We start from the raw sequence: 23,763 nt of genomic DNA on the forward strand, positions 1-23,763 counted from the left end.
GCCGCCCTCGACCGCGGCCTCCTCCGCCCCCGCCGAGCGTCCCGGCCCCTCGACGGCTGGCGCGCCGCGCGCGGTGTGGGCCGCGCTGGTGGCGCTGTACGTGCTGCTCTTCCCGTACCACCCGGGCCTGCGCTCGCCCAACGAGCTGTGCCGGCTGTGGCAGACGCGCGCGCTGGTGGAGTACGGCACGCTCGACATCAACGGCGCGCTGCGCGACTACGGCTACGTGGGCGACCTGTCCGTGAAGGACGGGAAGTACTACCCCAGCAAGGCGCCGCTGCTGTCGTTCGCCGCCGTGCCGCTGTACGCCGGCCTGCGCGCGGTGGGCGGCGGCCACCGGTACGCGGTGCCCGAGGTGCCGCTCGTCTTCTTCTCGCGCCTGCTCCTCACGGTGCTGCCCACGCTGTTCATGCTGTGGCTCGTGCGCCGCTACCTGCGCGCGCACCTCGAGCCGGCCGTGGCGGACGCCCTCACGGTGACGTACGGGCTGGGCTCGCTGGCCTTCAGCTACTCGCTGCTCTTCATGAGCCACCAGACGACGGCGGTGCTGCTCTTCGGCGGCTTCTACGCGCTGTGGCGGTGCGCGCGCGGCGACTGGCGCGAGCGCGGCTACCTCGTGGCGGGCGCCTGCGCCGGGGCCACCGTGGCCGCCGAGTACACCGGCGCGCTGGGCGTGCTCGGGCTCGTGCTGTACGCGGTGCTCACCGTCCTCCTCCAGCCCGTCCCCGCGCGCGAGCGCTGGACGCGCCTGGGCCGCGCGGCGGGCCTCGCCACGCTGGGCGCGCTGCCCTTCGTGGTGGCGCTGGCGCTCTACCACCAGTCCGCCTTCGGCCACCCGCTGACGACGGGCTACAAGCACCTCAACGACGCGGGCTACCAGCCGTGGCACCTGGGCGGCTTCCTCGGCATCCGCACGCCGGACCCGCGCGCCTTCGCCCTCTCCTTCTTCTCCCCGCTGCGCGGCCTCTTCACCCTGGCGCCCTTCCTCCTCCTGGCCCTGCCGGGGCTGGCGCGGCTGCGCTACCGGCGCACGGACGCCTCCGCCGAGCCGCGCGCGGTGGCGTGGATGACGGTGGCGCTCCTCGGCGGCTACACGTACTTCACGTCGTCCTTCTCCTATGACTCGTGGGGCTGGACGACGGGGCCGCGCCACCTCACGGGCCTGGTGCCCTTCCTCCTGCTGCCCGCGGGCCTGTGGCTGGAGCGGCTGCGCGCAGGTGGGCGCACGTGGGCTCCTGGCGCCGCCGCCATGCTGTGCGCGGCCTCCATCGCCACCACCGGCGTGGCCACCTTCGTCAACTACATCCCCGACGACGTCTCCAACGCCGTGGGCGCGCTGGCGCTGCCGCTGCTGGGCGCGGGCTTCTTCCCCCCCGGCGTGCTGTCCTTCCTCGGCCTGCCCCACCTCGTCGCCGGTGCGCTCACCCTGGCCGCGCTGCTGGCCGTCGCCGGGTGGGTGTACCGCGAGCTGGCGCGCGGGGGCGGAAGGCGCTGGCCCGCTCCCGCCGCCCTCGGCGCCGGCCTCGCCACGCTGGCGCTCCTCGTCGCGGGCCACGTCCTCACCACCGAGCACGACGAGGCGGACCGCAACGCCGTGCGCTTCCTCCAGTCCGTGTGGCTCACCCCACCCGGCCGCCCCGTCCCCTTCTGGCCCGGCCCGGGCGCCTGACCTGTTTTCCCACTCTCACCGTGAATCCAATAGTTCACGAACCGTGAGAAAAGAAGTTGCGGGCCGCGCCCGCTGGCCACCCGGCCTCGCAACTTTTGCGGACCTGCAAAAGGTTGTCAGGACGACACGTGTCACTCGCCACCCAGGGGCGAGGCCAAAGGGCTGAAAAAACTGGAGCGCGCGCGCTTTCCGGTTGGGCCCGGAGATTGCTCTTCGACGGACACCTGCTCTTCCCCGTTGCCTGCCCGGCAAGGAGCCCCCGGTGAATCGTCGTCCTCCGTCCTTGAAGCGCGCGCTCGCGCGCCCGCCCGCCCGCCGGCGGGGCGCACGCGGGGCGCGTCCGGAGCGTGGCCTCGCCCTGCTGATGTCGGTCGTGCTCATCGCGCTCATCACCGCCGCCACGCTCATCTCGCTGCGCGCGGTGTCCACGGAAAGCGCGCTGCAGGCGCACGAGCGCCGCGGCCGCGAGGCCTTCTTCGCCGCCCAGGCGGGCCTGGCGGAGGGGCGCGAGGTGATACGCCAGAGGCTCGCGGGCGGCGCTCCGAGCTTCACCGCGCTGCTCGGCAATACGGGTCCCGCGGCCGACGTGAACGCGGTCGTCGCCAGCGGCCCCTGGTCCGAGCTCATCCCCTGGAGGCAGTACACCCTGGCCACCGCGGGCGTCGACATCGCCGTGGCGGCCGCGGAGCTGAACGCGCCCGACGGCACGCTCATCACCGACTTCCCCACCGCGAACAACGTTCGCTACCGCGTCTTCCTCGCCGATGACAACGACAGCGACGCCCGCACGAACGACTCCAACAGCCAGGTCTGGCTCGTCTCCGTCGGCGAGGTGACCGGCCCGGCCGGCACCCAGCCGCACCGTTCCATCGTCCGAATGCTCATCACCGCCGGCCAGAGCGCCGGCGCCGGCCCGCCCGTTCACGAAGCCGGCGGCGAATCCAACTGAGTCACCTTCTTCCGCGCCAAAGGACATCCCATGCGCCTTTCGAGCCTTGTCACCACCGCGCTGATTCTCGCCGCGCCCGGCCCCGCCAGTGGCCAGACCGGCGACTTCAATGCCTGCATCGACACCACCGGCGACGACGCCCAGCCCGACTTCACCGAGGCCCAGGGCGACCGCAGCGCGGTGCTGGTCATCCCTCCCAATCCGCCCGCCAAGGCCAAGCTGCGCCTCAACACCTTCCAGGAGGAGCTGGACCCGGAGCTCATCCGCCTGCCCTTCGAGCAGGATCTGGAGGCGCTCATCGTCGACGACCGCGCGGGTGACGGCGCGTCCCACACGCTCGGCTGGTTCTATTACGACGAGCTCATCACGCGTCAGTACGTCAACGCCAACAACACCCCCAACAACACCAACGACGACACGCTCATCGACGCGGATGGCAGCGGCATCCCGGACTTCCACGAGGACCTGTTCAACCTCAACCCGGCCCGCGCCTATATCGGCGTGAACCCGCGCTGCGACAAGCGCTTCACGCACGTCCGGCCGGACGGCACGTCCATCCAGCTTCGCGAGCCCGAGCTGCTCACGGCCACCTGCAACGAGCCCGGCACCTACGCCGACTGGGGCGGTCCCCGGCGCTGGCCGGAAGAAGACAACCGCTACCCTCCCAAGCCCCTGGACACCGCCGTCGTGGGCCGAGGCCTCATCTGGTACGACTGGGCGGCCAACGTGGACCGGACGCTCGACATCCCCGGCGGCGCCCCCATGACGCGGGTGGACAGCTGGTTCAGCGACCAGGGCCTGTTCCCGCACATCCCCAACCTGCTCGAGCCGCAGGACCCGCGCAACGGCAACAAGGGCATGGGCCACCTGGCCCTGCTGGCCACGGATGACGACGACAACCGGTGCCCCCAGTCGGGCGAGGCCGAGTGCCTCCAGCCGCGCATGGCCTGGAGCACGGACGGCACGACGCAGATTGGCCCCATCTGGGACAAGGGCGGCGGCTACAACGGCATCCCCGACTACAAGGCGAGCGCCTTCGACGACCGGGGCCGGCTCATTCCCGGCAAGAACTGGAACGCCGCCCCCAACGAGGAGGACCGGCGCGTGAAGATTGGCCGCGTCCAGGGGCAGCGGGAAATCGTCTTCTTCCTCGTCACCTACGTGCGGCAGGTCTTCGGCTGGATGAACGACACCCAGTCCACCGACGCCTGCTTCATGACGTATGCCCTGCCACCGCCCAGCGGCCGCATGCAGTGCGACCTCTGGGCCCACGGTGACATCAACGTCTTCTTCTCCAAGACGTTCCTCAACCTGGACCTCCACCAGACGGCCGGCGAGGACGTCGTCACCAAGAACCTGCGCACCAACTGGCTGGACCAGGGCGCCTACGACCGCCTGCAGATGCCCGAGTACGGCCGCGTCTTCTTCGAGCCCACCCAGAACAAGACCGTCAGGGCCATCAACCAGCGCGCCGCGCACACCATCGTGGGCGCGCCGGCCAACAACCCGAACGTCTGGATTCTCGGCTGGGAGGACCAGAACTCGGGCGGTAACCGCACGTACAACGACATCGTCATCCTCATCAACAAGCAGAACAACGGCGTCTACAAGTCCGAGGTCGTGTCGGACATCGACCTGGCGGACGCGCGCGACTACACCATCACCTCCGTCACGCTCTCCGTCGACGACCATCCGTTCTTCGACCCGCAGGGCAACAGCGGCGCCTGCACGCCCAACATCGAGCAGCCCAACGGCACCATCCACCGCCCGCGGCCCAAGATTTCCTACCAGGTGGCGCTGGACTGCAAGGTGTGCGTGTCCAACTGCAACAGCAGCGACCCGCAGAATCCGCCCGTGTTCGGCCGCAAGCCCACGGAGCCGGACTGGATTGACGTCCCCTTCAACCACCCCACCGAGCCGCCCGGCGAGCGCAACCAGACGGTCTCCATCGATGACCTGCTGGAGCGCGGCTACACCGGCACGCAGCTGTGCTGGCGCGCCATCATGGAGAGCCCGGGCGAGGGCTGCCAGCCCACCATCGCCAACGTCAACATCTCCTACAAGGCGCAGAAGTCCGGCAAGTACGAGCGCGCCACCCGCATCCGCGTGGCCAACACCGAGCTGTTCGGCGTGGCCGAGGTCCCGGGCCGCCAGTGGGTGGAGACCCCCGGCCTGCAGCCCTCCACCCGTCTGCTGAACGGCCGCCCGGACATGAGCCCGCGCGGGCACGTGTACCTGAAGAAGCTCTACGAGCCGGAGAACCAGAACGTCCTCCTGCCCGACAGCGACCTGGCCAACCCGCCCCTGTGGGACGCGGGCGAGGTGCAGCGGCTCGCCATCCGCAACGGTGACCCCAACGCGCGCAAGCTCTTCACCCGCCGGAACGGGGCGCGCACGGAGCTGAAGAACCTCACCGGGAGCGACAGCCCCGTCTTCCCGACCACGGGCACCGGCACCTTCTGCCCCAACGCCGCCTCCGCCCGGTACGACCTCAACATCGACGGTGAGTGCAACGCGGCGGACCGCACCACCCTCATCCACTGGCTCTATGGCTGGGAGCAGCTGGACCCCGCCAACCCGAACAACCCCGCGCTGTCGTCCAAGCGCACCTGGCCCATGGGCGCCATCGGCCTGTCCGCCCCGGCCCTGGTGGCCGAGCCCACCGACCCGGCCTGGCTGCTGAACCCCTACGTCACCGAGGACGAGAAGTCGTACTACCGCGACCGCTTCAAGAAGGACCCCCTCATCGAGCACCGCAAGAGCGTGGCCTTCATCGGCACGAACCAGGGCTTCCTGCACGCGCTGGACGTGGGCGCGTGGCGCTTCGGTGATGACTCCTGCACCCCCGCCAACGACTACAGCGGCCACTTCGAGCCCGTTTCCACCAACCCCTGCTCGACGACCCGCAGGTACGGCACCGGCGAGGAGCTCTTCGCGTACCTGCCCGGAAAGATGCTCGGCAACTACGTGGAGAGCTACCTGCGCACGTCGCTCGATGACAAGCCGGCGGCCAAGCTCGACTCGCCGCCCACCTTCGCCAACGTGGACCTGGGCCAGAACGCCAACCCGGACAACGCCGGCACGCATGACTACAACGTGAGGAAGGGCTACACCCCCGATCCGGCCACGGCCTGGAGGCTCAACAACGACCCCACGCAGAACATTGGCGCCAAGACGGTGCTGGCCAGCGCCGCGGGGCCCGACCAGAGCGTCTTCTTCGCGCTGGACGTGACCAACCCCAACCACGCCAACTACCCGTGGCCGATGTGGGAGTTCGACATCGCCAACGAGCTGTACCACGCGTTCGACAACTCGGGCGTGGCCTGCACGTCGCGCTCCACCCACTACGACTGCCTCACCATCAAGGAGATCTTCGACACCTATATGGCCCTGGGGCAGGCCCCCGTCCGGGCCGACACGCGCGGCTCGCGGCACAACCCGCTGCTGCTGCGCATGGACTTCGGCAGCCAGGGTGGCAAGAAGTGGGTGGCGGCGTTCGCGACCGACTTCACGCCGCGGGAGAACAGCTCGGGCGTGAGCGACGCGGCCGGCACCATCTACCTCATCGACGTGAAGACGGGGCAGCCCGTCATGACGAACAGCGGCTCCGGCCTGAAGCAGCGGCTGACGGGCGTCGTCACGCTGGGCACCGACCGCGACCGGGTCACCGGCGATCACGGCAAGGGCATTGGTGGCGCGCCTTCGGCGGTGGACGTCAACGGCGACGGCGCCTACGACGTCCTCTACGTGCCGTCCACGTCGGGCAAGGTCTACAAGGTGAACCTGCGGGACGTGGATGCCTCCCGGGCGTTTGGCAAGGCCATCAGCTCGTGCGTCATCGCGAATGCCCAGACGGCGACGTACGCCAACGGGCAGACGGTGGAGCACCCGAGCAGCCAGCGCATCTACTCCAACCTCCTGGTGAAGACGACGCGCACGGGCGCCAGCGCCACCGTCAGCATCTTCTTCGGCACGGGCAACAACCCGGACAGCGATGTGGACGCCGACGACCTGGCCGGCTCGCCGCGCCGCTACCACGTCATGGCCTTCGAGGACCGGGCCCCGCTGGCCGCCGACTGCAGCGGCCGCGCGCAGGTCTGGGTGCAGCCGCTCGGCCTGGGCCAGGCGGTGTGGGGCGGGCTGGCCCTGCGCGAGAACACCGTCGCCACCGCCACCGCGGTGGGCACCAAGGCGGATGCCTGCAGCGTCAGCGACGACAAGAGCGGGGAAATCTACCTGCTCAACGGCGCCAGCGGCGAGGCGATGCCCGGCAGCGGCACCGCCCTGGGAGGCCACAGCTTCGCCCCGCCGACCGTCATCGGGCAGCGCCTGCGCTTCCTGGACTCCACGGGCGGACAGGGCAGTGGAAAGGTCGACGGAGCGGGCGCGCTGGATGTCCCGGGCGCCGCCACCGGAGGCCGCGCGGCCCGGAGCATCCTCTGGGACATGCGCTCCAACGCCAACATCCAAGAGGTGGTTCCGTGAGAAGCACGCAGCAGCGCGGGGCGGGCGCCCACCGGGGCGCCACCCTGCTGGAGTCCATGGCCACCATGGCGGTGCTCCTCGTCGGCATCCTGGCGGTGTCCCTCACGGTGCTCGCCGCCGCCCGGCAGAACCGCCGCAACCTCATCCAGGCCCAGGCGACGCTCATCGCCGAGCAGGAGCTGGAGCGCATCATCGGCATTGGCTGCGCGGGGCCGCTCGGGCAGCCGTGCAGCAACATCCAGGCCCTGGACAACCTGCCCCGGCCGCCGGTGTTCTGGGCGGCGGACGGCGAGCTCAGCACCACGCAGAATGCCAATCCCGGCCGGTCCAACCGGCTGCGGTTCGATGTCGCCGTGGACGTGGACCCCGGCGCGGGCGGCGGCTTCGAGGGCGGCGCGCGAGGCTCCCCGGCCGTGGACCGCGTCGAAGGGGGCGCCCAGCTCCAGCAGGTCATCAACGTCCGGGTGGTGGTGAGCTGGCAGGACTCGCTGCTGGCGGGACTGGCCCCCGCGACGCGACGCGCGGTGGTCCTTCAGACGCGGATGGCACCATGAAACGCATGAACACCACGGCTTCCCGGGGCGCCCGGGGCTTCACCCTGATGGAGGTGATGATTGCCAGCAGCCTGTCGCTGACGCTGCTCGCTGGCGCCATCACCGCGGGCGTCTACCTCCAGCGGCGGGGCATCCTGGAGGAGCGCACCATGGAGGTGCAGAACGCCGGGCGCGCCGCGAGGGATCTGCTCGCCCCCGCCATCCAACGCGCGGGCGCGGGCTTCGGCAAGGCCCGGCTCGACGTGTCCGGCAATGGCGCCCTCCTGGACCAGCGCTATGCCATCTGGGTCACCACCAACGCGGTGGCCGCGGACTTCGCGGGAGACTTCTCATTCGCGCCGCCCGCGGGCAACTACGCGCACCTCATCTCGGACGCGGTGGAAATCTGGGAAGCGGATTCCTCCCGCATGGTGAGGCTCTCGAACAGGTGTGGTGCCGCCAGCGCCTGGGACGGCGACGACACGGTCTGCGTCGACAACCTGCCCGCCGGGACCTTCCCCGACAACAGCCTGGCCGTCATCGTGAACGTGGTCGCGGATCAGCCGGCGGTACAGACCGCCTGCGTCGGGATGGTGAGCGGCTCCGCCCCGGGTCCGAATGGTGTGGTCAACTGGAGGCCGGGCCTGCCAGGCCGCCCCCCGCCCCCCATCTCTGACTGCGACGACCAGACCCCGTCCCAGTACGGGGGGGGCAATGTCATGATGCCGCTGACGGTGCGGTCCTTCCGCGTCAACTGGTTCACCCGCGCCCCCGTGCTGGAGATGGACCCGGACGGCCCCGGTCCCGCTCCGTATCAAGCCATGGCCCGCGACATCGAGCGCATCAAGGTGAGGCTGGGCGTGTTCAACCCGGGCAATCCCATCGCCGACGTCGTCTACTTCCCGGAGCAGCCCTTGCGGCCCCTCGGCGTGGACGAGTGCACCAACGCCACCTGCTGGGCCCTGGTGCCGACCCCGTCGATGCCCCAGGGGGCCAACGACTTCGGGTCCGGCAGCGCGCGTGACGAGCTGATGCGCCGCGTGCGCATGGTGGAGCTGAGCATCACCGCGCGCACGCTGCAGCCCGAGGCGGAGGCCGTGCAGCGCGGCCTCAACGGCGCGACGCGGGACGCGGAGAACAATCCCATCGATGGCTTCAAGCGGCGGCACTTCATCCAGCGCATCGCCCCGCGCAACTTCGCCATCTCGGGGGGAGCAACGTGAAGACCCCACACCGTGGCATGACGCTGTTGGAGTTGATGTCCGCCATCGCCATCACCGGCGTCCTCCTGGCGCTGGCGATGCCGAACCTCATGGGCGCCATCCAGAACCAGCGCATGAGCGGCGCCCAGCGCTCCATCCACCTGGAGACGCTGGAGGCGCGGCAGCAGGCCCGCCGCACCCGGCAGCCCGTCCGGCTGAGCATCATCAACGCCCCCAACGAGAACGGGGTGCTCGGCCCCGCGCTGCGCTGGGAGCAGCTCGACTGCGTGCCGGGGAACACCTGGGGCACCCAGTGCCCCATCCCCGCGTGCCGGAACACGGCGTGCAGCACGCCCGCCAGCCCCACCGGCTGCACCTGCTCCAAGACGGGCACCCCGGTGCCGCTGCCCCCCAACCTGGACGTGAACAGCCTCGCCGGCCTGTGCTGGCTGGGCGGCGAGACCGGCGGCGTGGTGGCGCCCCTGGGCACCACGACGTGCGACCCCGCCAACCCCGTCGCGGGGAACACCGCGTTCAGGGTGCGCCGGGGGGATGGCCAGGGCAACTACAAGGTGGACCAGGTCTTCATCCTGAACGCGCTGACGGGCTCCCTGCAGCCGGTGGACTGCACCAAGGTGCCCCGCCCCACCGAGTGCCCCGCGTCCTGAGCCCCACGCCCATGTTCCTCTCGAGGAGACAGCAACGATGATGAAGCGGTTCGCCCTGGTGATGGTCCTCGGTCTGGCGTCGAGCGCGTCCGCTCAGGACTCGGTCGCTGACGTGTGGAAGGCGAAGTGCGCCTCCTGCCACGGCGCCGACGGCAAGGCGCAGACGAAGATGGGCCAGAAGGAGTCCATCGTCGACCTCACCCAGCCCGCCTGGCAGAAGGCCCAGACGGATGCCGACATCCGCGAGACGATTGCCGAGGGCTCCCCCCGCAACAAGAAGATGAAGCCCTACAAGGACAAGCTCACCCCCGAGCAGATTGACGCGGTGGTGGGATACATCCGCACAATGAAGGCAAAGTAGCGCGCTTGAATTTCCGCGCGTGGCCGCGCGTCATGGAGGGGGAGAAACGGAGCCGCCCATGAAGAACCTCACCGTCGCCCTCGTGTTCTGCCTGTCCATGGCCAGCCTCTTCACGTCCCTGCGCGCGGACGCGCTGTCGTCCGTGCGCATCGAAAAGGGGCTGTCGCGGCCGGAGCCGCTGTCCGTCCTCAACCGCGGTGACGGCAAGGGCGGCGGCAAGGGCGGCGGGGACGACAAGGGCGGCAAGGACGACGACGAGGAGGACGAGGAAGAGTACCGCGCCCGCGCCCGGTACGCCGGCCTGTCCCAGGCGGCCGCCCTGGAGCTGGTGGACCCGGGCGCGCTCGAGGACGTGCTGCGCGTCCGGGCGGGCGTGAAGTTCGGCGGCCGGTAGCCGCCGCTTCCTCCCCCGTCGCTCAAGCGCCCCGGCCCGGAAGGGCGGCTGGCGGCCGGGCGACGCGGGGCAGCGTCACGGAGAAGCACGTCCCGGCGTCCACCGAGGACGCCACGTCCACCCAGCCCCCGTGGGCGGTGACGATTTGCGACACGATGTAGAGGCCCAGGCCCAGCCCGTGGTGCTGGGGCCTCGGCTGGCCCGGCTCGAGCGGCGCGCGGTGGAAGGGCGCGAAGAGGCGCGGGCGCAGCGAGTCGGGGATGGGCGGCCCCCCGTTGCGCACCTCCACCCGCTGGAAGTGGGAGTCCGCGGCGGACAGCCGGACGCGCACCTCCGTCCCCGGGGGGCTGTGCTGCAGGGCGTTGCCGAGCAGGTTGGACATCACCTGCCCCAGCCGCTCCTCGTCCCATTGGCCCTTGGACGCGCCCTCCACCTCCAGGACGATGGGGCGCTCGGGGTGGGCGGGCTCCAGCTCGGCGATGATGCGGCGGCACACCTCCTCCAGGCACACCTCACGCGGGCGCACGGGGATGCCGCCGGCCAGGCGGGCGCGGGTGAAGTCCAACAACTGCTTCACCAGCCGCGCCATGCGGGCCGCGCTCCCGTCGATGCGCTCCACCCCCCGGCGCACGTCCGCGGGCAGATTGTCCCGGCCGAGCAGCGCCGCGGCGGACAGGCGCACCGCGGCCAGCGGGTTGCCGAGGTCGTGTCCCAGCACACCGATGAAGCGCTCCTGGAAGCGCGCCTCCTCCTCGCGCTCCAGCTCCCGCTTGCGCCGCGCGGTGACGTCGCGGCTGATGCCGAAGAGGCCGTAGATGGTGCCGTCCCCCCGGCGCAGCACGCCCTTCGTCGTCTGCCAGAGGCAGTCGGCGCCGGGGCCCCCCTCGGAGTCCTCGTAGGTGGCCGTCTCCCCGGACTCCGCCACCGCGTGGTCATGCGCCAGGGTGGGCGCGGCGGCGTCGAGGCCCAGCAGCTCCGCGTCCGTGCGCCCGAGGATGTCGTGGGGCGCGCGGTTGAAGGCGCGCGCGGTGGCCGGGTTGACGAGCACGTAGCGGCCCTGGAGGTCCTTCACGTAGACGGCGTCGGTGGCGCTCTCGATGACGGCGTGCAGCAGGTCGTGGTCCCTGCGCAGGCCCTCCTCGGCGGCCATCCGCTCGGTGAGGTCCTCCAGGAAGACGACGGCGCCGTCCTCCCACGGGGAGATGCGCGCCAGCAGCCACACGGTGCCCACATCGGACTTGCGCGACAGGCGCACCACCTCCGGCTCACGGCGCACGGCCACCCGGACACACGCGGCGAACAGGCCGCACCCGTGCAGCCAGGGGGCCTCCTCCAGGAGCCGCTGGCGCACGAGGGGACGCTCCTCCCGCCCGAGCCAGCGCTCCGCGTGGATGTTGGCGGAGACACACTCGAAGTCGAGGATGCCGCCCACGGTGGAGCGGACACTGCGCAGCACGATGACCGCCTCGGACGGGGGAAGGTCTCCCCCGGCGACGGGGCGCTTGTTGCTTGCACGGCCGGATTGCATGGCTGGCGTGTGGCACCCCCCAGTCGTGCCCGTTGGTGACGAGCCTCCCCCGTGACGGGGCCTGGGGACAACCGGCCCCCGGGGCTGCGCAAGCGTGGCGGACCGGACCTGGAGGGCAGTCGGGCCGCCCTCGGCACGACAGGCCGCGCGCTCTGTCGTTGATTTGGGCGTGTCACCCCCCTAATTACCCCGGGGCCCTCAGGGTCCACTCATGGACACTCCTTTCACTCAGAGGCTGGATGTCGAGGCGGCGCTGCACGGCGGCGCGCCTCCCACGGCAGGTGACCCCCTCCCTCAGGTGCTCGAGGCCCTCCAACCCGGCCGCCGTGTGCGGACACAGGGGCTGAAGGGCGCGGCACGAGGCCATGCGCTCGCCCGCCTGCACCGGGCGACCCGGGCGCCGCTCGTCTGCGTGGCGGTGGACGAGGAGGCAGCCGATGCCCTGGCCGCCGACCTGGCCTTCTTCCTGGGCGGCAACGGCAGCCTGCTGGAGCCGCGCGTGCTGCGGCTGCCCGCGGACGAGATGCTGCCCTACGACGAGCTGTCGCCGGACACGGCCACCGTGACGGAGCGGCTGGGCGCCCTCTTCCACCTGGGCCAGGGCACGCGCTTCCCGGCGCTGGTGGTGTCGGTGCGCGCGCTGTACCGCCGCGTGCTGCCCATGGCGGTGATGCAGTCCCTGTCCGAGCGGGTGGTGGTGGGACAGGACTTCGACCGCGACTCGCTGGCGCTGAAGCTGGCGCGCATGGGCTACCAGAACAGCCCGCTGGTGGAGGACGTGGGCACGTTCTCCGTGCGCGGCGGCCTGCTGGACGTCTTCAGCCCGCTCTACGACAAGCCGGTGCGCCTGGAGTTCTTCGGCGACACCATCGACTCCATCCGCGCGTTCGACCCGCAGTCGCAGCGCACGGTGGACTCGATGAAGGAGGTCATGCTCGTGCCGGCGCGCGAGGTGATTCTCACCGACGAGACACGTCCGCGCGCCGAGGCCGCCGCCCGCGCGGTGGCCGACCGCATCAACCTGCCCACCATCCAACTGCGCGAGCGGCTGGACGCGCTGCGCGAGGGCCTGCCCGGCTTCGGCCTGGAGGGGCTGCTGCCCGGCCTCTTCGAGGGTGGGCTGTCCACGGTGTTCGACTTCCTGCGCCAGTGGGGCAAGGAGCCGCCCGTCTTCTACCTGGACGACCCGCTCGGGTTGGAGCGCACGGTGGACGAGCTGTGGGCGGAGGTGGAGCGCTCCTTCACCGCGGCGGAGGCGCGGCAGGACCTGGTGTGCCCGCCCTCGGAGCACTTCCTCTCGCGCGAGGCGGTGGCGGAGCAGCTGAATGGCTTCCGCGTGGTGGAAGGCGGCGGCCTGTCGCTGGCGCAGGCGGAGCGGCCGCCGGTGCTCTTCAACTTCGGCGGCACCCAGGACCTGCGCGAGGCCATTCTGGCGCACCACGGCGAGGAGGGCGCGCTCAGCCCGCTGGTGGAGCGCCTCCAGCGCTGGCGGGACATGCGCGTGGCGTGCGCGGTGGCGTGCGGCACCTTGAGCCAGGCGGACCGGCTCAAGCGGCTGTTGCTGGACCGCAACGTCATGGTGAAGGTGCACACGGAGCCGCTGGAGGACCCGGCGAAGCTGTACGAGCCGTCCGTGTGGGCGCACCTCTTCACGGGTGAGGTGAGCCACGGCTTCGTGGACGGCGCGGGCGGGCTGGCCGTGCTGGCGGACGAGGAGATTTTCGGCGTCCGCGCGCGCCGGCGCGTCAAGCGCAGCAAGAAGCTGGACGCGTTCGCCTCCGGCTTCGGAGACTTGAAGGAAGGCGACCTCATCGTCCACACCGACTTCGGCATCGGCCGCTACTCGGGCCTGACGAAGATGGAGGTGAACGGCGTGCCCGGGGACTTCCTCGTCCTGGAGTACGCGGGCCGCGACAAGATCTATCTCCCGGTGGGCCGCATGCGGCTCATCCAGAAGTTCTCCGGCGGAGACCCGGAGAAGGTGCAGCTCGACAAGCTGGGCGGCACGAGCTGGGAGAAGACGAAGAAGCGCGTGAAGGAGCAGCTGCTGAAGATGGCGGCGGAGCTCCTCCAGATTGCCGCCGCGCGCAAGGCGCACCCCGGCCATTCCTTCAGCGCGCCGGACCGGTACTTCGCCCAGTTCGAGGCGGACTTCGAGTTCGAGGAGACGCCGGACCAGGCCAAGGCGATTGAAGACGTGCTGGCGGACATGCAGAAGCCGCAGCCGATGGACCGGCTGGTCTGCGGCGACGTGGGCTACGGCAAGACGGAGGTGGCGATGCGGGCCGCCTTCAAGGCGGCGCTGGACCGCAAGCAGGTGGCGGTGCTGGTGCCCACCACGGTGCTGGCGCAGCAGCACTACCTGTCCTTCAAGAAGCGCTTCAAGGACTACCCCGTCACGGTGGAGGTCATCTCCGGCATGAAGAAGGCGCCGGAGGTGCGCGAAATCCTCAAGCGGGCCAAGGAGGGCAAGGTCGACATCCTCATCGGCACGCACAAGCTCCTGGGCGGCGAGGTGGCCTTCAAGGACCTGGGCCTGATGATTGTCGACGAGGAGCAGCGCTTCGGCGTGAAGCAGAAGGAGTCGCTGAAGAAGTGGCGCTCCCAGATTGACGTGCTGACGCTGACGGCGACGCCCATTCCCCGCACGCTGCACATGAGCATGTCGGGCGTGCGCGACATGAGCATCATCGCCACGCCGCCGCAGGACCGCCGGGCCATCCGCACCTTCGTGATGAAGTCGGACGACACGGTCATCAAGGAAGCGATTGAACGCGAGATTGCCCGCGGCGGTCAGGTGTTCTTCGTCCACAACCGCGTGGAGTCGCTCCCCTCCATCGAGCAGCAGCTGCGGACGCTGGTGCCCAAGGTGAGCATCGGCGTGGCGCACGGACAGATGGGCGAGGGCCAGCTCGAGAAGGTGATGCTGGACTTCACGGAGCGGAAGTACCAGGTGCTGCTGTGCACCTCCATCATCGAGAGCGGCATCGACATCTCCAGCGCCAACACGATGATTGTGAACCGGGCGGACCAGTTCGGCCTGGCGCAGCTGTACCAGCTCCGTGGGCGCGTGGGCCGCAGCAAGGAGCGCGCGTACGCGTACCTGCTGGTGCCGTCGCGGCGGGCGGTGACGAAGGACGCGCAGCGCCGCCTGGAGGTGCTGCAGAACTTCACCGAGCTGGGCGCGGGCTTCTCCATCGCGAGCCACGACCTGGAGATTCGCGGCGCGGGCAACCTGCTGGGCGACAAGCAGTCGGGCGCCATCGCGGAGATTGGCTTCGACATGTACGCGCAGCTGCTGGAGGAGGCGGTGGCGGAGCTGCAGGGCCAGCCGCCCAAGGTGCAGGTGGAGCCGGACGTCAGCCTGCCCATGCCGGCGCTCATCCCGGACGACTACGTGCCGGACGTGCACCAGCGGCTCGTCTTCTACAAGCGCTTCAGCCAGGCCAGCCACCCGGACGAAGTCACGGACCTGCGCGCGGAATTGGTGGACCGCTACGGCGAGGCCCCCGACGAGGTGGACGCGCTGTCCGAGCTGACGCTGCTGAAAATCGACATGCGTGATTTGCGGCTGCGCGCGCTGGAGGTGGGCACCGGCCGGCTGGTGGTGACGCTGGGCGCGGACGCGCTCCTGGACGGCGCGAAGGTGGCCGGACTGGTGCAACGCTCCAAGGGCGTGTACCGGCTCACCCCGGACATGAAGCTCATCGCCCGCGTGTCCCAGGACTTGAGCGGGCATGACCTCATCGCCGAGGCCAAGAAGGTGCTCAGGGATTTGAGCCACTGCGCGCTGCCGCAGGCGTAGCGCTCGCAGGAGGTTGAAGAGGAAGAGGCCCGGAACCTGATTGGCTCCGGGCCTCTGTCGTTTCCGGCTTCAGGCCGCGCGAGGCTTCACCGCCGGCACGGGGCGCAGGAGGAAGTCCCGCGCGGACTCCAGCGCGCGCGTGTCCGTGAGCACCTGCCCTGGAGCCGAGCCGTGGCCGATGAGCGCCCCGCGCCAGCGCATGCCCATGTAGTCCGCGGACAGCTGGAGACTCTGGATGGGCGGCTGCGCGACGGCGTCGTCCTCCTCGGACGAGTGCGCGGTGATGAGCGACAGCACCTTGCCGCGCATCCGCTCGCGGAAGCGCAGCTCCGGCATGCGCAGCCACCAGGACCAGTGCTCCAGGTAGTGCTGCGCCGTGGAGGACAGGTTGTACCAGTAGATGGGCGAGACGATGACCACCTCGTCCGCCTCCAGGGTGCGCTCGGCGAGCGCGAGCAACTCCGGCCCCGGCTTCGGGTAGCCGCCCGGCGCGTGACGCAAATCCCGGAAGGGCTGGCGCAGGTGCTCCTCCAGCCGCCGCCAGTCCGCGACGATATCGGGAGCGAGCGTGTCCGCGGCCCGGCGCGCGAGCAGCTCGGCGTTACCTCCCTCGCGGGAGCTGGACAGCAGGAAGAGGATGTTGCGGGAGGGCGTGGAGCTCATGGGAAGTGGCGCTCTCTTAACAGGGCCCGGGCGCCGACGCAGAAGCGGCCGCGACTCCACGGCCAGCCATTCTTGACCCGGACGCGCGGTCCATGGTTTCCCCGCGTCATGACCACGAATACCCGACAGACCAGAACACCACGAGGAGTCGGACTCCTCGGGACACTCGTCCTCACGCTCGTGAGCCTGTGCTGGCCCGGCGCCACGGCGCACGCGCAGGCGTGGACGCTGAGCAACGCGCAGCGGCAGGCGTTCCTGCACTACTACGCGCCCATCGTCTTCAAGCGCGCCAATGGCAACGACAGCCGGCACGGCTACGACTGGATTACGAACTTCGACTTCGACCAGGACGGGGACTTCTCCAACAACAAGCTGCACTGGAAGGACATCGACCAGTACGTCGACGCGGCGCGCGCCGGGACTGGCGCGTACAGCCACTGGCGCATCCGCCCCACCCTCTACACGTCGCTCATCGAGTTCATGGACGGAGGCAGCAAGAACCTCGTCCTCACGTACCACGTCTACCACGCGCTCGATAAGAACGCGGCCGGCGACTACCAGCTCCACGATTGGGAGCGGGTGGAGATGCTGGTGAAGAACGTCGTGGGCTCGCCGGGCGGCGGCGAGTCCGTCGCGTTCGCCGTCGTCACCCAGCACAAGCGCAACGTCGTGCGCACCCAGGGCAGCGCCGAGCTCAACTTCATGCAGACGGCCACGGGCAAGCATCTGCTCATCTGGCAGGCCGAGTGGTCCGACAAGCTGCTGGCCCCCCACGGGCAGGAGCTGCGCTTCGTCGGCGACCCGTACTCGTGGATTGCCGCGCAGCTGGCGACCCCCACCGCGAAGGCGGAGGTCGACGTGAACAACGACGATGGCCGGAAGAAGGTGCACTACGCCTTCGTGCCGCAGGGCTCGCCCTCGGCGGTCTCCACGCTGGGCGCGCGGGCCATCAGCTACGCGACGGCGGACTCGCTCGCGAGCCGCTCCGACAACGGCGACTCGGTGACGTGGCCCAACGTCAAGCGCGTCACCTACGAGCTGCAGGACATCGCGGACATCCTGCCCACGCATTGGCAGCACGGCGGCTACGCGACGCACTGGCTGGGCACGGCCCCGATACTCGACTTCTGGATGGAGAGCCCCATCCTCAACGAGGCCGGCGTGGGCGAGGTCAGCAGCGGCATGCAGCGCTTCTTCGCCAAGACGCGGGACATCGAGGGCGAGGACGACCGCGAGGGCTACATCGCGAAGAAGTGGTTCTTCGGCACCTACGAGCTGAACGCCAACGCCTCGGACACGGGCGGCGGAGGCTCGGGCGCCTTCCATGACAACGCGTGGGCCAGCACGGTGCCGGACTCGCGCGGGCAGACGCGCGCGAGCGCCAGTGGCTACAGCACCTCTCCCAACTCGTTCTGGTGGCAGCACGACTACTTCGTCCACTCCGGCGTGGTGGACTCGACCGACGGCATGGAGGCGGGCTTCTGGCTCCCGGGGCCCTGGTACCTGCCGGCGTACGGCGGCTTCGACGGGCGCTGGGTGCAGCTCTTCGACGACCGTCCAGGGTACGAGCCCGCTCCCTGAGCTTCCGGGAGCGGACCGGACCGGCTACCTCACCGCGCGCCGCAGAAGTGCGCCACGGCGCGCGACAGCACGGCCTCGCAGCGCACCAGGTCGTCCACGGGGACGTACTCACCCGTCTGGTGCGCCACGCGGATGTCGCCGGGGCCGAACACCACGGCCTCGGCGCCCAGCTCCGTCATCTGCGGCGCCTCCGTGCCGAAGGACACCGTGGTGGACGCGTTGCCGCTGGCCTCCGCCAGGAAGCGCACCACCTCCGCGTCCGCCTTCGTATTCACACCCCGGTCCGTGCGCAGCACGCGGATGTGCGCCTCGTACGCCGGCTCGTCGCGCACCAGCTCCTGGCGGATGCTCTCCAACAGCTGCGGCACCCGCTCCGGCGGCTGGCCGGGAATGGGGCGCCACTCCACGATGAAGCGGCACGCGCCCGGGATGATGTTCTTCGCCTTGCCGCCCTGGATGACGCCCACGTTCACCGTGGTGAAGGGCGGCTGGAAGCCCTCGTCCCGCTCGTCGCGCAGCACCGTGGTGGCCAGGTGCTCCAGGCGCTGGAGGAAGCGGCCCGCGCGGAAGATGGCCGACGCGCCCGACTCCGGGTACGCGCTGTGCCCCTCCTTCCCCAGCACCTCCACCTCCGCCAGGCAGTAGCCCTTGTTGGCGCGCACCGGCGTCAGGCGCGTGGGCTCGCCGACAATCGCGTGCCGCGCGCGGCCCAGCCCCGCCTGCACCAGCTTCTTCGCGCCCACCAGGCCCACCTCTTCATCCGCGGTGAGCACCACCATCAGCGGGGCCCGCAGGCGCTCGGCCTTCAGCGCCGCCGTCAGCGCGCAGGCGATGAAGCCCTTGGTGTCACACGCGCCGCGCGCGTAGAGCTTCCCGTCCTTCTCCGTCAGCCGCAGCGCGTCCGTCCACGCCGGGTCATACGGCACGCAGTCGGTGTGCCCCACCAGCGCCAGCTCCGCGCGGCCGGTGCCGCCCTTCACCGCGACGAGGTTCACCTTCTCCACGCCCGCGTCATCGGTGTAGCGCTGGCGCTCGGCCGAGAAGCCCGCGGCCTCCAGCTTCGCCTGCGCGTAGTCGACCAGTGGGGCGTTGGGACGGGCGGACGTGGTGTCCATCGCCACCAGCTCCGTCAGGGTGGCGCGCAGCGCGGGCAACGTGTCGCTCATGGGGACGACCTCCAGGGGCCGCGTCATGCCACCGCCGGGCACGGCGCGCCAGCCCCCTGGAGGCCCCTCCCCTCCATCAGTGGACGGAAGCCACCGAGCGCCCCGACTCCGTTGGCGGGTGCACCGAGTTGTCATCCGCCCCCGGCCGGCCCATCCCCTTGTGCACCGCCGGAGCCGACGCGTTCACCGGCCCCACGTAGAAGACCCCGTGGTAGCCCTCATCGTTCGCCCCGCCCCACGTGTGGACGAAGAAGCGCTCCCCGTTGTCGCGGCCCTTCGCCTGGCGCACGCCGCAGTCCAGCGTGTTCTTCTTGCCCTTGCCGTCCACCGCGCAGATCCACGCCGACCCGCTGTCGTACGCCATGTCCAGCGCCACCACGTCGTCCAGCGCCTCGCTCAGCAGTAGCCCCATGGGCTTGTACTTCTTGTCCCACGGCAGCCCCTCCTCCGTGCGCGCGTGGATGTTGCCCGACAGCACCATGTAGAAGCGGTTCCGCGCCGACTCCACCTGATGCTTCACCGTGGCCGCCATCGCATTCTCACGCGCCTGGCCCTGGCCCTTCGGGTGGTCGAAGACGAAGGCGTCCACGTCCAGCCCCCGCGAGCGCAGCTGACGCAGCTGCTCCAGCATGTTCGCCATCGCCTCGCTGCTGCGGCCATCCGGGTACGGGCTGCGCCAGAAGGGCGCGTCCATCAGCTTCAACCAGTCCTCCTCCGCGCCCGCGCTGTCCAGGAAGGCGTCCACCCGCGCCTGGCTCTCCAGCGGCAGCTCCAGCCCCACCGTCACCGGCACGCCCGCCACCGTCGCCTGACACGCCGCCTGCGCCACGAAGCGCGGCACCTCCTGCGTGCCGTGCATCTCACCCAGCAGCAGCACCCCACCCTTCTTCACCTGCTTGCCCAGGCCGATGATGGGCATCCCGCACTCCATGGCCAGCGCGCTGGGCGCCTCCTTCGCCGTGGGGGCCTTGGCCACCACCTGCACGGGCTGGGGCGTGTCCTTCTCCAGCCGGGGCGCGACCCCGTGGAACACCCGCCACTCCATCAGCAGGTCCCGCGACCCCTGGGCGGACTCCGCGTAGAAGGAGTTCTCTCCGCGCGGCGCATCGAAGCGGTCCTCCATGTCCTCCGCGGTGAAGATGGTGTCGTACGCCTCCGGGTTCGTCGCGATGGCCTGCGGGCTCACGCCGATGTGCGACAAGCCCACCGAGCGGTTGACGCCCCAGTCCAGCTCCTTGCCCGGCTGGGACAGCGCCTTGTTCGCGCTCTTGGTGATGCGGATGACCCAGAGCTTGCTCTTCGTGGGGGACTCGCGCTTGCCCAGCACGAGGTAGCGGTGCCAGAAGCCCGCGACCTTCGAGCCGCCGAACTCCTGCCGCCACTCCGTCTGCAGCACCATGCTGCCCTTGTCCTCACGGAAGGGCAGGTCGTTCTCCGTGAAGAACTGGCGCACCTGCGGCCAGACCTCCTCCAGGGGCCGGTCGTAGATGGCCTCCCGGTCCGGAATGTCCCAGGCCCCCTGACGGGCCGCACAGCCCACCAGCAAACACATCAGCGTCACCACCGCGAAGACTGTCGAGCGCATCGTTCCTCTCGCGAATCAAGCCCCCTCGAGGAAACGGCGCAACGCACGGCGACATATCGCTCGACGCCACGCGCTCCCGCTCGAGACCCGACACATGCCGCACGCCGAGGGACGCACGCCTCTCGCAATCCACCCCGCGCGCGAGCGCTCCCACGGGGGCTCGCACGCGGCGAGACGGGTTCGTTCTCAGGCGTACAGCGTGCGCGACAGTCCCTGGAAGGCGCGGCCGCTCTCCTCGGCCATGGCGTGGCGCCCGTCCCGCACCACCAGACGTCCGGCCACCGCCACCTCGCGCACCGCGCCCTTCTCCGCTCCCAGCACGATGGCGGCAAGCATCGACTCCGGGCTCGCGCCGAGGAGTGACGGGTGGTTCAGGTCCACGGTGAAGAAGTCCGCGGGCGCGCCCGGCTCCAGCCTTCCCGTGGGCAGCCCCAGACTGTGCGCTCCCTCCACCGTGGCCATGTCCAGCAGGCGCGCCGCCAGCCCGCTCATCTCGCCCCGTCCCGGGTCCAGCACCGCGCGCCGCAGCCGCGCGAGCCGCAGGTGACCTTCCAGCTGGCGCGCCTCGTCCAGCAGGTCCACCGTGGCCTGACTGTCCGAGCCCAGGCTGATGCGCGCCCCCGCGGAAACCAGCGCGTCCGCGGGGACGATGCCGTCCCCCAGGTTGCGCTCGGTGGACGGGCACGCGCACACCGTGGCCTTCGCCATGCCCAGCAGCGTCACCTCCGCCGACGACAGATGGACGCCGTGCACGGCGGTGAAGCCCGGCCCGAGCAGCCCCACGTCCGCCAGCAGCGCCACCGGCCGCAGGCCGTTCTCGGCGAGGCACGCCTCGATTTCCTTCGGCTGCTCCGCCACGTGCATGTGCACGGGCATGTTCCGCGCCGGAGCGCTGGCGAGCGCGGTCAACCACTCGCGAGGCACCGCGCGCACGCTGTGCGGAGCCAGTCCCACGTTGACCAGCGCGTCGCCCTTCGTCTCGCGGGCGAGCGACTCCGCCGAGGCGACGAAGGCGTCCACGTCCTTGTCGATGAAGCGACGCTGGCGCGGGTTCTCCGGCACCTGGAAGCCGGCGCGCGCGTAGCCCACGCGCAGCAGGCAGATGCGCAGGCCCACGTCCCGCGCGGCGCGGATGACGGCGTGGGCCAGGGTGTTGCGGTCCGCGTAGGGCGTGCCGTCCGCCTGGTGGTGCAGGTAGTGGAACTCGCCCACGGTGGTGATGCCGGCCAGGGCCATCTCCACGAAGGCCTGCCGCGAGGCGACGTACACGTCGTCCGGGCCCAGCGCCTCCGCGGCGCGGTACATGGCCTCGCGCCAGCTCCAGAAGTCGTCCGCCTCGCGGCCCGCCGCCACGTACTCGGTGCGGCCGCGGATGAGGCGCTGGAAGGCGTGGGAGTGGCCGTTGACGAGCCCCGGCAGCAGCGCGCGTCCCGGCAGCCGGACGGTGCGCGCCCCGGCGGGCACGGGGCCCTCGTGGAGGATGAGGCCCTCCGCGCTCACGCAGAGGGAGTGCCCTTCCTGGAACCGGCCCTTCGTGTAGAGGAGGTCCGGCTGGTAGACGGTGAGTTCAGTCACGCCGCCAGCGTACGTCAGCGCGCCGGAGGGCGCAGCAGCGGCGGCACCCTCCGCCGCCAGCCACCGTCATCGAACGGACGCGAAGTCCGTCCCCTCGTCCTTCACCGGGTGGCCCGAGTTGTCATTCCCACCCGGCCGGCCCAGCCCCTTGTGCACCGCCGGAGCCGACGCGTTCACCGGCCCCACGTAGAAGACCCCGTGATAGCCCGCGTCGTTCGTCCCGCTCCAGCGGTGCACGAAGAAGCGGTCCCCGTTGTCCCGGCCCTTCGCCTGACGGATGCCGCAGTCCAGCTTGTCCTGCACGCCCTTGCTGTCCACCGCGCAGATCCACGCCGAGCCGTTGTCATACGCCATGTCCAGCGCCACCACGTCATCCAGCGCATCACTCAGCAGCAGCCCCATGGGCTTGTACTTCTTGTCCCACGGCAGGCCCTCCTCCGTGCGCGCGTGGATGTTGCCCGACAGCACCACGTAGAAGCGGTTCCGCGCCGACTCCACCTGATGCTTCACCGTGGCCGCCATCGCATTCTCACGCGCCTGCCCCTGCCCCTTCGGATGGTCGAAGACGAAGGCATCCACGTCCAGCCCCTGCGAGCGCAGCTGGCGCAGCTGCTCCAGCATGTTCGCCATCGCCTCGCTGCTGCGGCCGTCCGGGTACGGGCTGCGCCAGAAGGGGGCCTCCATCAGCTTCAGCCAGTCCTCCTCCGCGCCCGCGCTGTCCAGGAAGGTGTCCACCCGCGTTTGGCTCTCCAGCGGCAGCTCCAGCCCCACCGTCACCGGCACGCCCGCCACCGCCGCCTGACACGCCGCCTGCGCCACGAAGCGCGGCACCTCCTGCGTGCCGTGCATCTCACCCAGCAGCAGCACCCCGCCCTTCTTCACCTGCTTGCCCAGGCCGATGATGGGCAGGCCGCACTCGATGGCCATCGCGCTGGGCGCCTCCTTCGCCGTGGGGGCCTTGGCCACCTGCACCGGCTTGGGCGCGTTCTCCTCCTTCATCAGCTTCGGGGCCACCGCCTTGAACACCCGCCACTCCATCAGCAGGTCCCGCGAGCTCTGCCCCGACTCCGCGAAGAAGGAGTTCTCACCCCGCGGCATGTCCAGGCGGTCTTCATAGTCCTCGAAGGTGAGCCCCGGAGTCTCGGCCACCTCGCCGCCGAACATGTTCCGGTTCACGCCCCAGTCGATCTCCCTGCCCGGCTGGGCGAGTGCCTTGTTCGAGCTCTTGGTGATACGGATGACCCAGAGCTTGCTCTGCGTGGGGGACTCGCGCTTGCCGAGCACCAGATAGCGGTGCCAGAAGCCCGCGACCTTCGAGCCGCCGAACTCCTGCCGCCACTCCGTCTCCAGCACCATGCTGCCCCTGTCCTCGCGGAAGGGCAGGTTGTTCTCCGTGAAGAACTGGCGCACCTGCGGCCACAGCTCCTCCAGGGGCCGGTCGTAGATGGCCTCCCGGTCCGGGACGTCCAGGTCGCTCATGCGGGCCGCGCAGCCCGCCAGCATGCAAGACAGAACTACCGCCGCGTAGACCCACGCGCGCATTGACTACCCCCTCCGGAAATCGTTTCTCAACAGGGCAAGGATGCCACGAACACCGCC

The 23,763-nt window shown here is 70.5% G+C and carries 16 protein-coding genes; 10 read left to right on the forward strand and 6 right to left on the reverse strand.

Annotated elements, in window-relative coordinates:
• Window positions 1–73: 73 nt before the first annotated feature.
• The 8 genes from HG543_RS14495 (at window position 74) to HG543_RS14530 (ending at window position 10,261) form a co-directional block, all read left to right on the forward strand.
• The gene (locus tag HG543_RS14495) at window positions 74–1,669 is read left to right on the forward strand and encodes a glycosyltransferase family protein (protein ID WP_169345377.1); all 1,596 of its coding nucleotides are present in this window, start codon (window positions 74–76) and stop codon (window positions 1,667–1,669) included.
• 262 nt (window positions 1,670–1,931) lie between these two features.
• The gene (locus tag HG543_RS14500; protein ID WP_169345347.1) at window positions 1,932–2,618 is read left to right on the forward strand and encodes a hypothetical protein; all 687 of its coding nucleotides are present in this window, start codon (window positions 1,932–1,934) and stop codon (window positions 2,616–2,618) included.
• A gap of 30 nt (window positions 2,619–2,648) precedes the next feature.
• Window positions 2,649–7,103 (forward strand): pilus assembly protein, encoded by a 4,455-nt coding sequence (locus HG543_RS14505; RefSeq protein WP_169345348.1) that lies wholly within the window; start codon window positions 2,649–2,651, stop codon window positions 7,101–7,103.
• Window positions 7,100–7,657: a type IV pilus modification PilV family protein gene (locus HG543_RS14510; RefSeq protein ID WP_343073353.1), complete on the forward strand. Its 558-nt coding sequence runs from the start codon at window positions 7,100–7,102 to the stop codon at window positions 7,655–7,657. The genes HG543_RS14505 and HG543_RS14510 overlap by 4 nt, the downstream gene beginning before the upstream one ends.
• Window positions 7,654–8,859, forward strand: coding sequence for a PilW family protein (locus HG543_RS14515; RefSeq protein WP_169345349.1), 1,206 nt, complete (start codon window positions 7,654–7,656; stop codon window positions 8,857–8,859). The genes HG543_RS14510 and HG543_RS14515 overlap by 4 nt, the downstream gene beginning before the upstream one ends.
• Window positions 8,856–9,506 (forward strand): prepilin-type N-terminal cleavage/methylation domain-containing protein, encoded by a 651-nt coding sequence (locus HG543_RS14520; RefSeq protein WP_169345350.1) that lies wholly within the window; start codon window positions 8,856–8,858, stop codon window positions 9,504–9,506. Before HG543_RS14515 ends, HG543_RS14520 begins: the two co-directional genes overlap by 4 nt.
• A 37-nt stretch (window positions 9,507–9,543) precedes the next feature.
• On the forward strand, window positions 9,544–9,867 hold the full coding sequence (locus tag HG543_RS14525; RefSeq protein WP_169345351.1) for a c-type cytochrome: 324 nt from the start codon (window positions 9,544–9,546) through the stop codon (window positions 9,865–9,867).
• A gap of 58 nt (window positions 9,868–9,925) precedes the next feature.
• Window positions 9,926–10,261 carry a hypothetical protein gene (locus HG543_RS14530; protein WP_169345352.1) on the forward strand — a complete coding sequence of 112 codons (336 nt, stop codon included), beginning with the start codon at window positions 9,926–9,928 and terminating at the stop codon, window positions 10,259–10,261.
• Between the two features lie 22 nt (window positions 10,262–10,283).
• On the opposite strand, the gene HG543_RS14535 is transcribed toward HG543_RS14530, so the two are convergent.
• Complete coding sequence (locus HG543_RS14535) at window positions 10,284–11,789, reverse strand: sensor histidine kinase (protein ID WP_169345353.1); 1,506 nt, start codon at window positions 11,787–11,789, stop codon at window positions 10,284–10,286.
• Between the two features lie 211 nt (window positions 11,790–12,000).
• On the opposite strand from HG543_RS14535, the gene mfd reads away from it, so the two are divergent.
• Complete coding sequence (gene mfd, locus HG543_RS14540; protein WP_169345354.1) at window positions 12,001–15,594, forward strand: transcription-repair coupling factor; 3,594 nt, start codon at window positions 12,001–12,003, stop codon at window positions 15,592–15,594.
• Between the two features lie 69 nt (window positions 15,595–15,663).
• Here mfd and HG543_RS14545 read toward each other — a convergent pair whose 3' ends face one another.
• Entirely contained in the window at window positions 15,664–16,257 is a 594-nt protein-coding gene (locus HG543_RS14545; RefSeq protein ID WP_169345355.1) for a flavodoxin family protein, read from the reverse strand.
• Between the two features lie 180 nt (window positions 16,258–16,437).
• Here HG543_RS14545 and HG543_RS14550 point away from each other — a divergent pair, with 180 nt between their 5' ends.
• Window positions 16,438–17,838, forward strand: a complete 1,401-nt coding sequence (locus HG543_RS14550) for a hypothetical protein (protein WP_169345356.1) — start codon at window positions 16,438–16,440, stop codon at window positions 17,836–17,838.
• A 29-nt stretch (window positions 17,839–17,867) separates the two neighbouring features.
• On the opposite strand, the gene argE is transcribed toward HG543_RS14550, so the two are convergent.
• From argE to HG543_RS14570, 4 genes are all read right to left on the reverse strand, one after another.
• Window positions 17,868–19,004, reverse strand: coding sequence for an acetylornithine deacetylase (gene argE / locus HG543_RS14555; protein ID WP_169345357.1), 1,137 nt, complete (start codon window positions 19,002–19,004; stop codon window positions 17,868–17,870).
• A 76-nt stretch (window positions 19,005–19,080) separates the two neighbouring features.
• Window positions 19,081–20,589, reverse strand: coding sequence for a TraB/GumN family protein (locus tag HG543_RS14560; protein WP_169345358.1), 1,509 nt, complete (start codon window positions 20,587–20,589; stop codon window positions 19,081–19,083).
• Window positions 20,590–20,775: 186 nt separating this feature from the next.
• Window positions 20,776–22,164, reverse strand: coding sequence for a formimidoylglutamate deiminase (gene hutF / locus HG543_RS14565; protein WP_169345359.1), 1,389 nt, complete (start codon window positions 22,162–22,164; stop codon window positions 20,776–20,778).
• A gap of 66 nt (window positions 22,165–22,230) precedes the next feature.
• Window positions 22,231–23,706: a TraB/GumN family protein gene (locus HG543_RS14570; RefSeq protein ID WP_169345360.1), complete on the reverse strand. Its 1,476-nt coding sequence runs from the start codon at window positions 23,704–23,706 to the stop codon at window positions 22,231–22,233.
• Between the last annotated feature and the right edge of the window lie 57 nt (window positions 23,707–23,763).

The organism is Pyxidicoccus fallax (assembly GCF_012933655.1).
GTDB classification, from domain to species: Bacteria; Myxococcota; Myxococcia; order Myxococcales; family Myxococcaceae; genus Myxococcus; species Myxococcus fallax.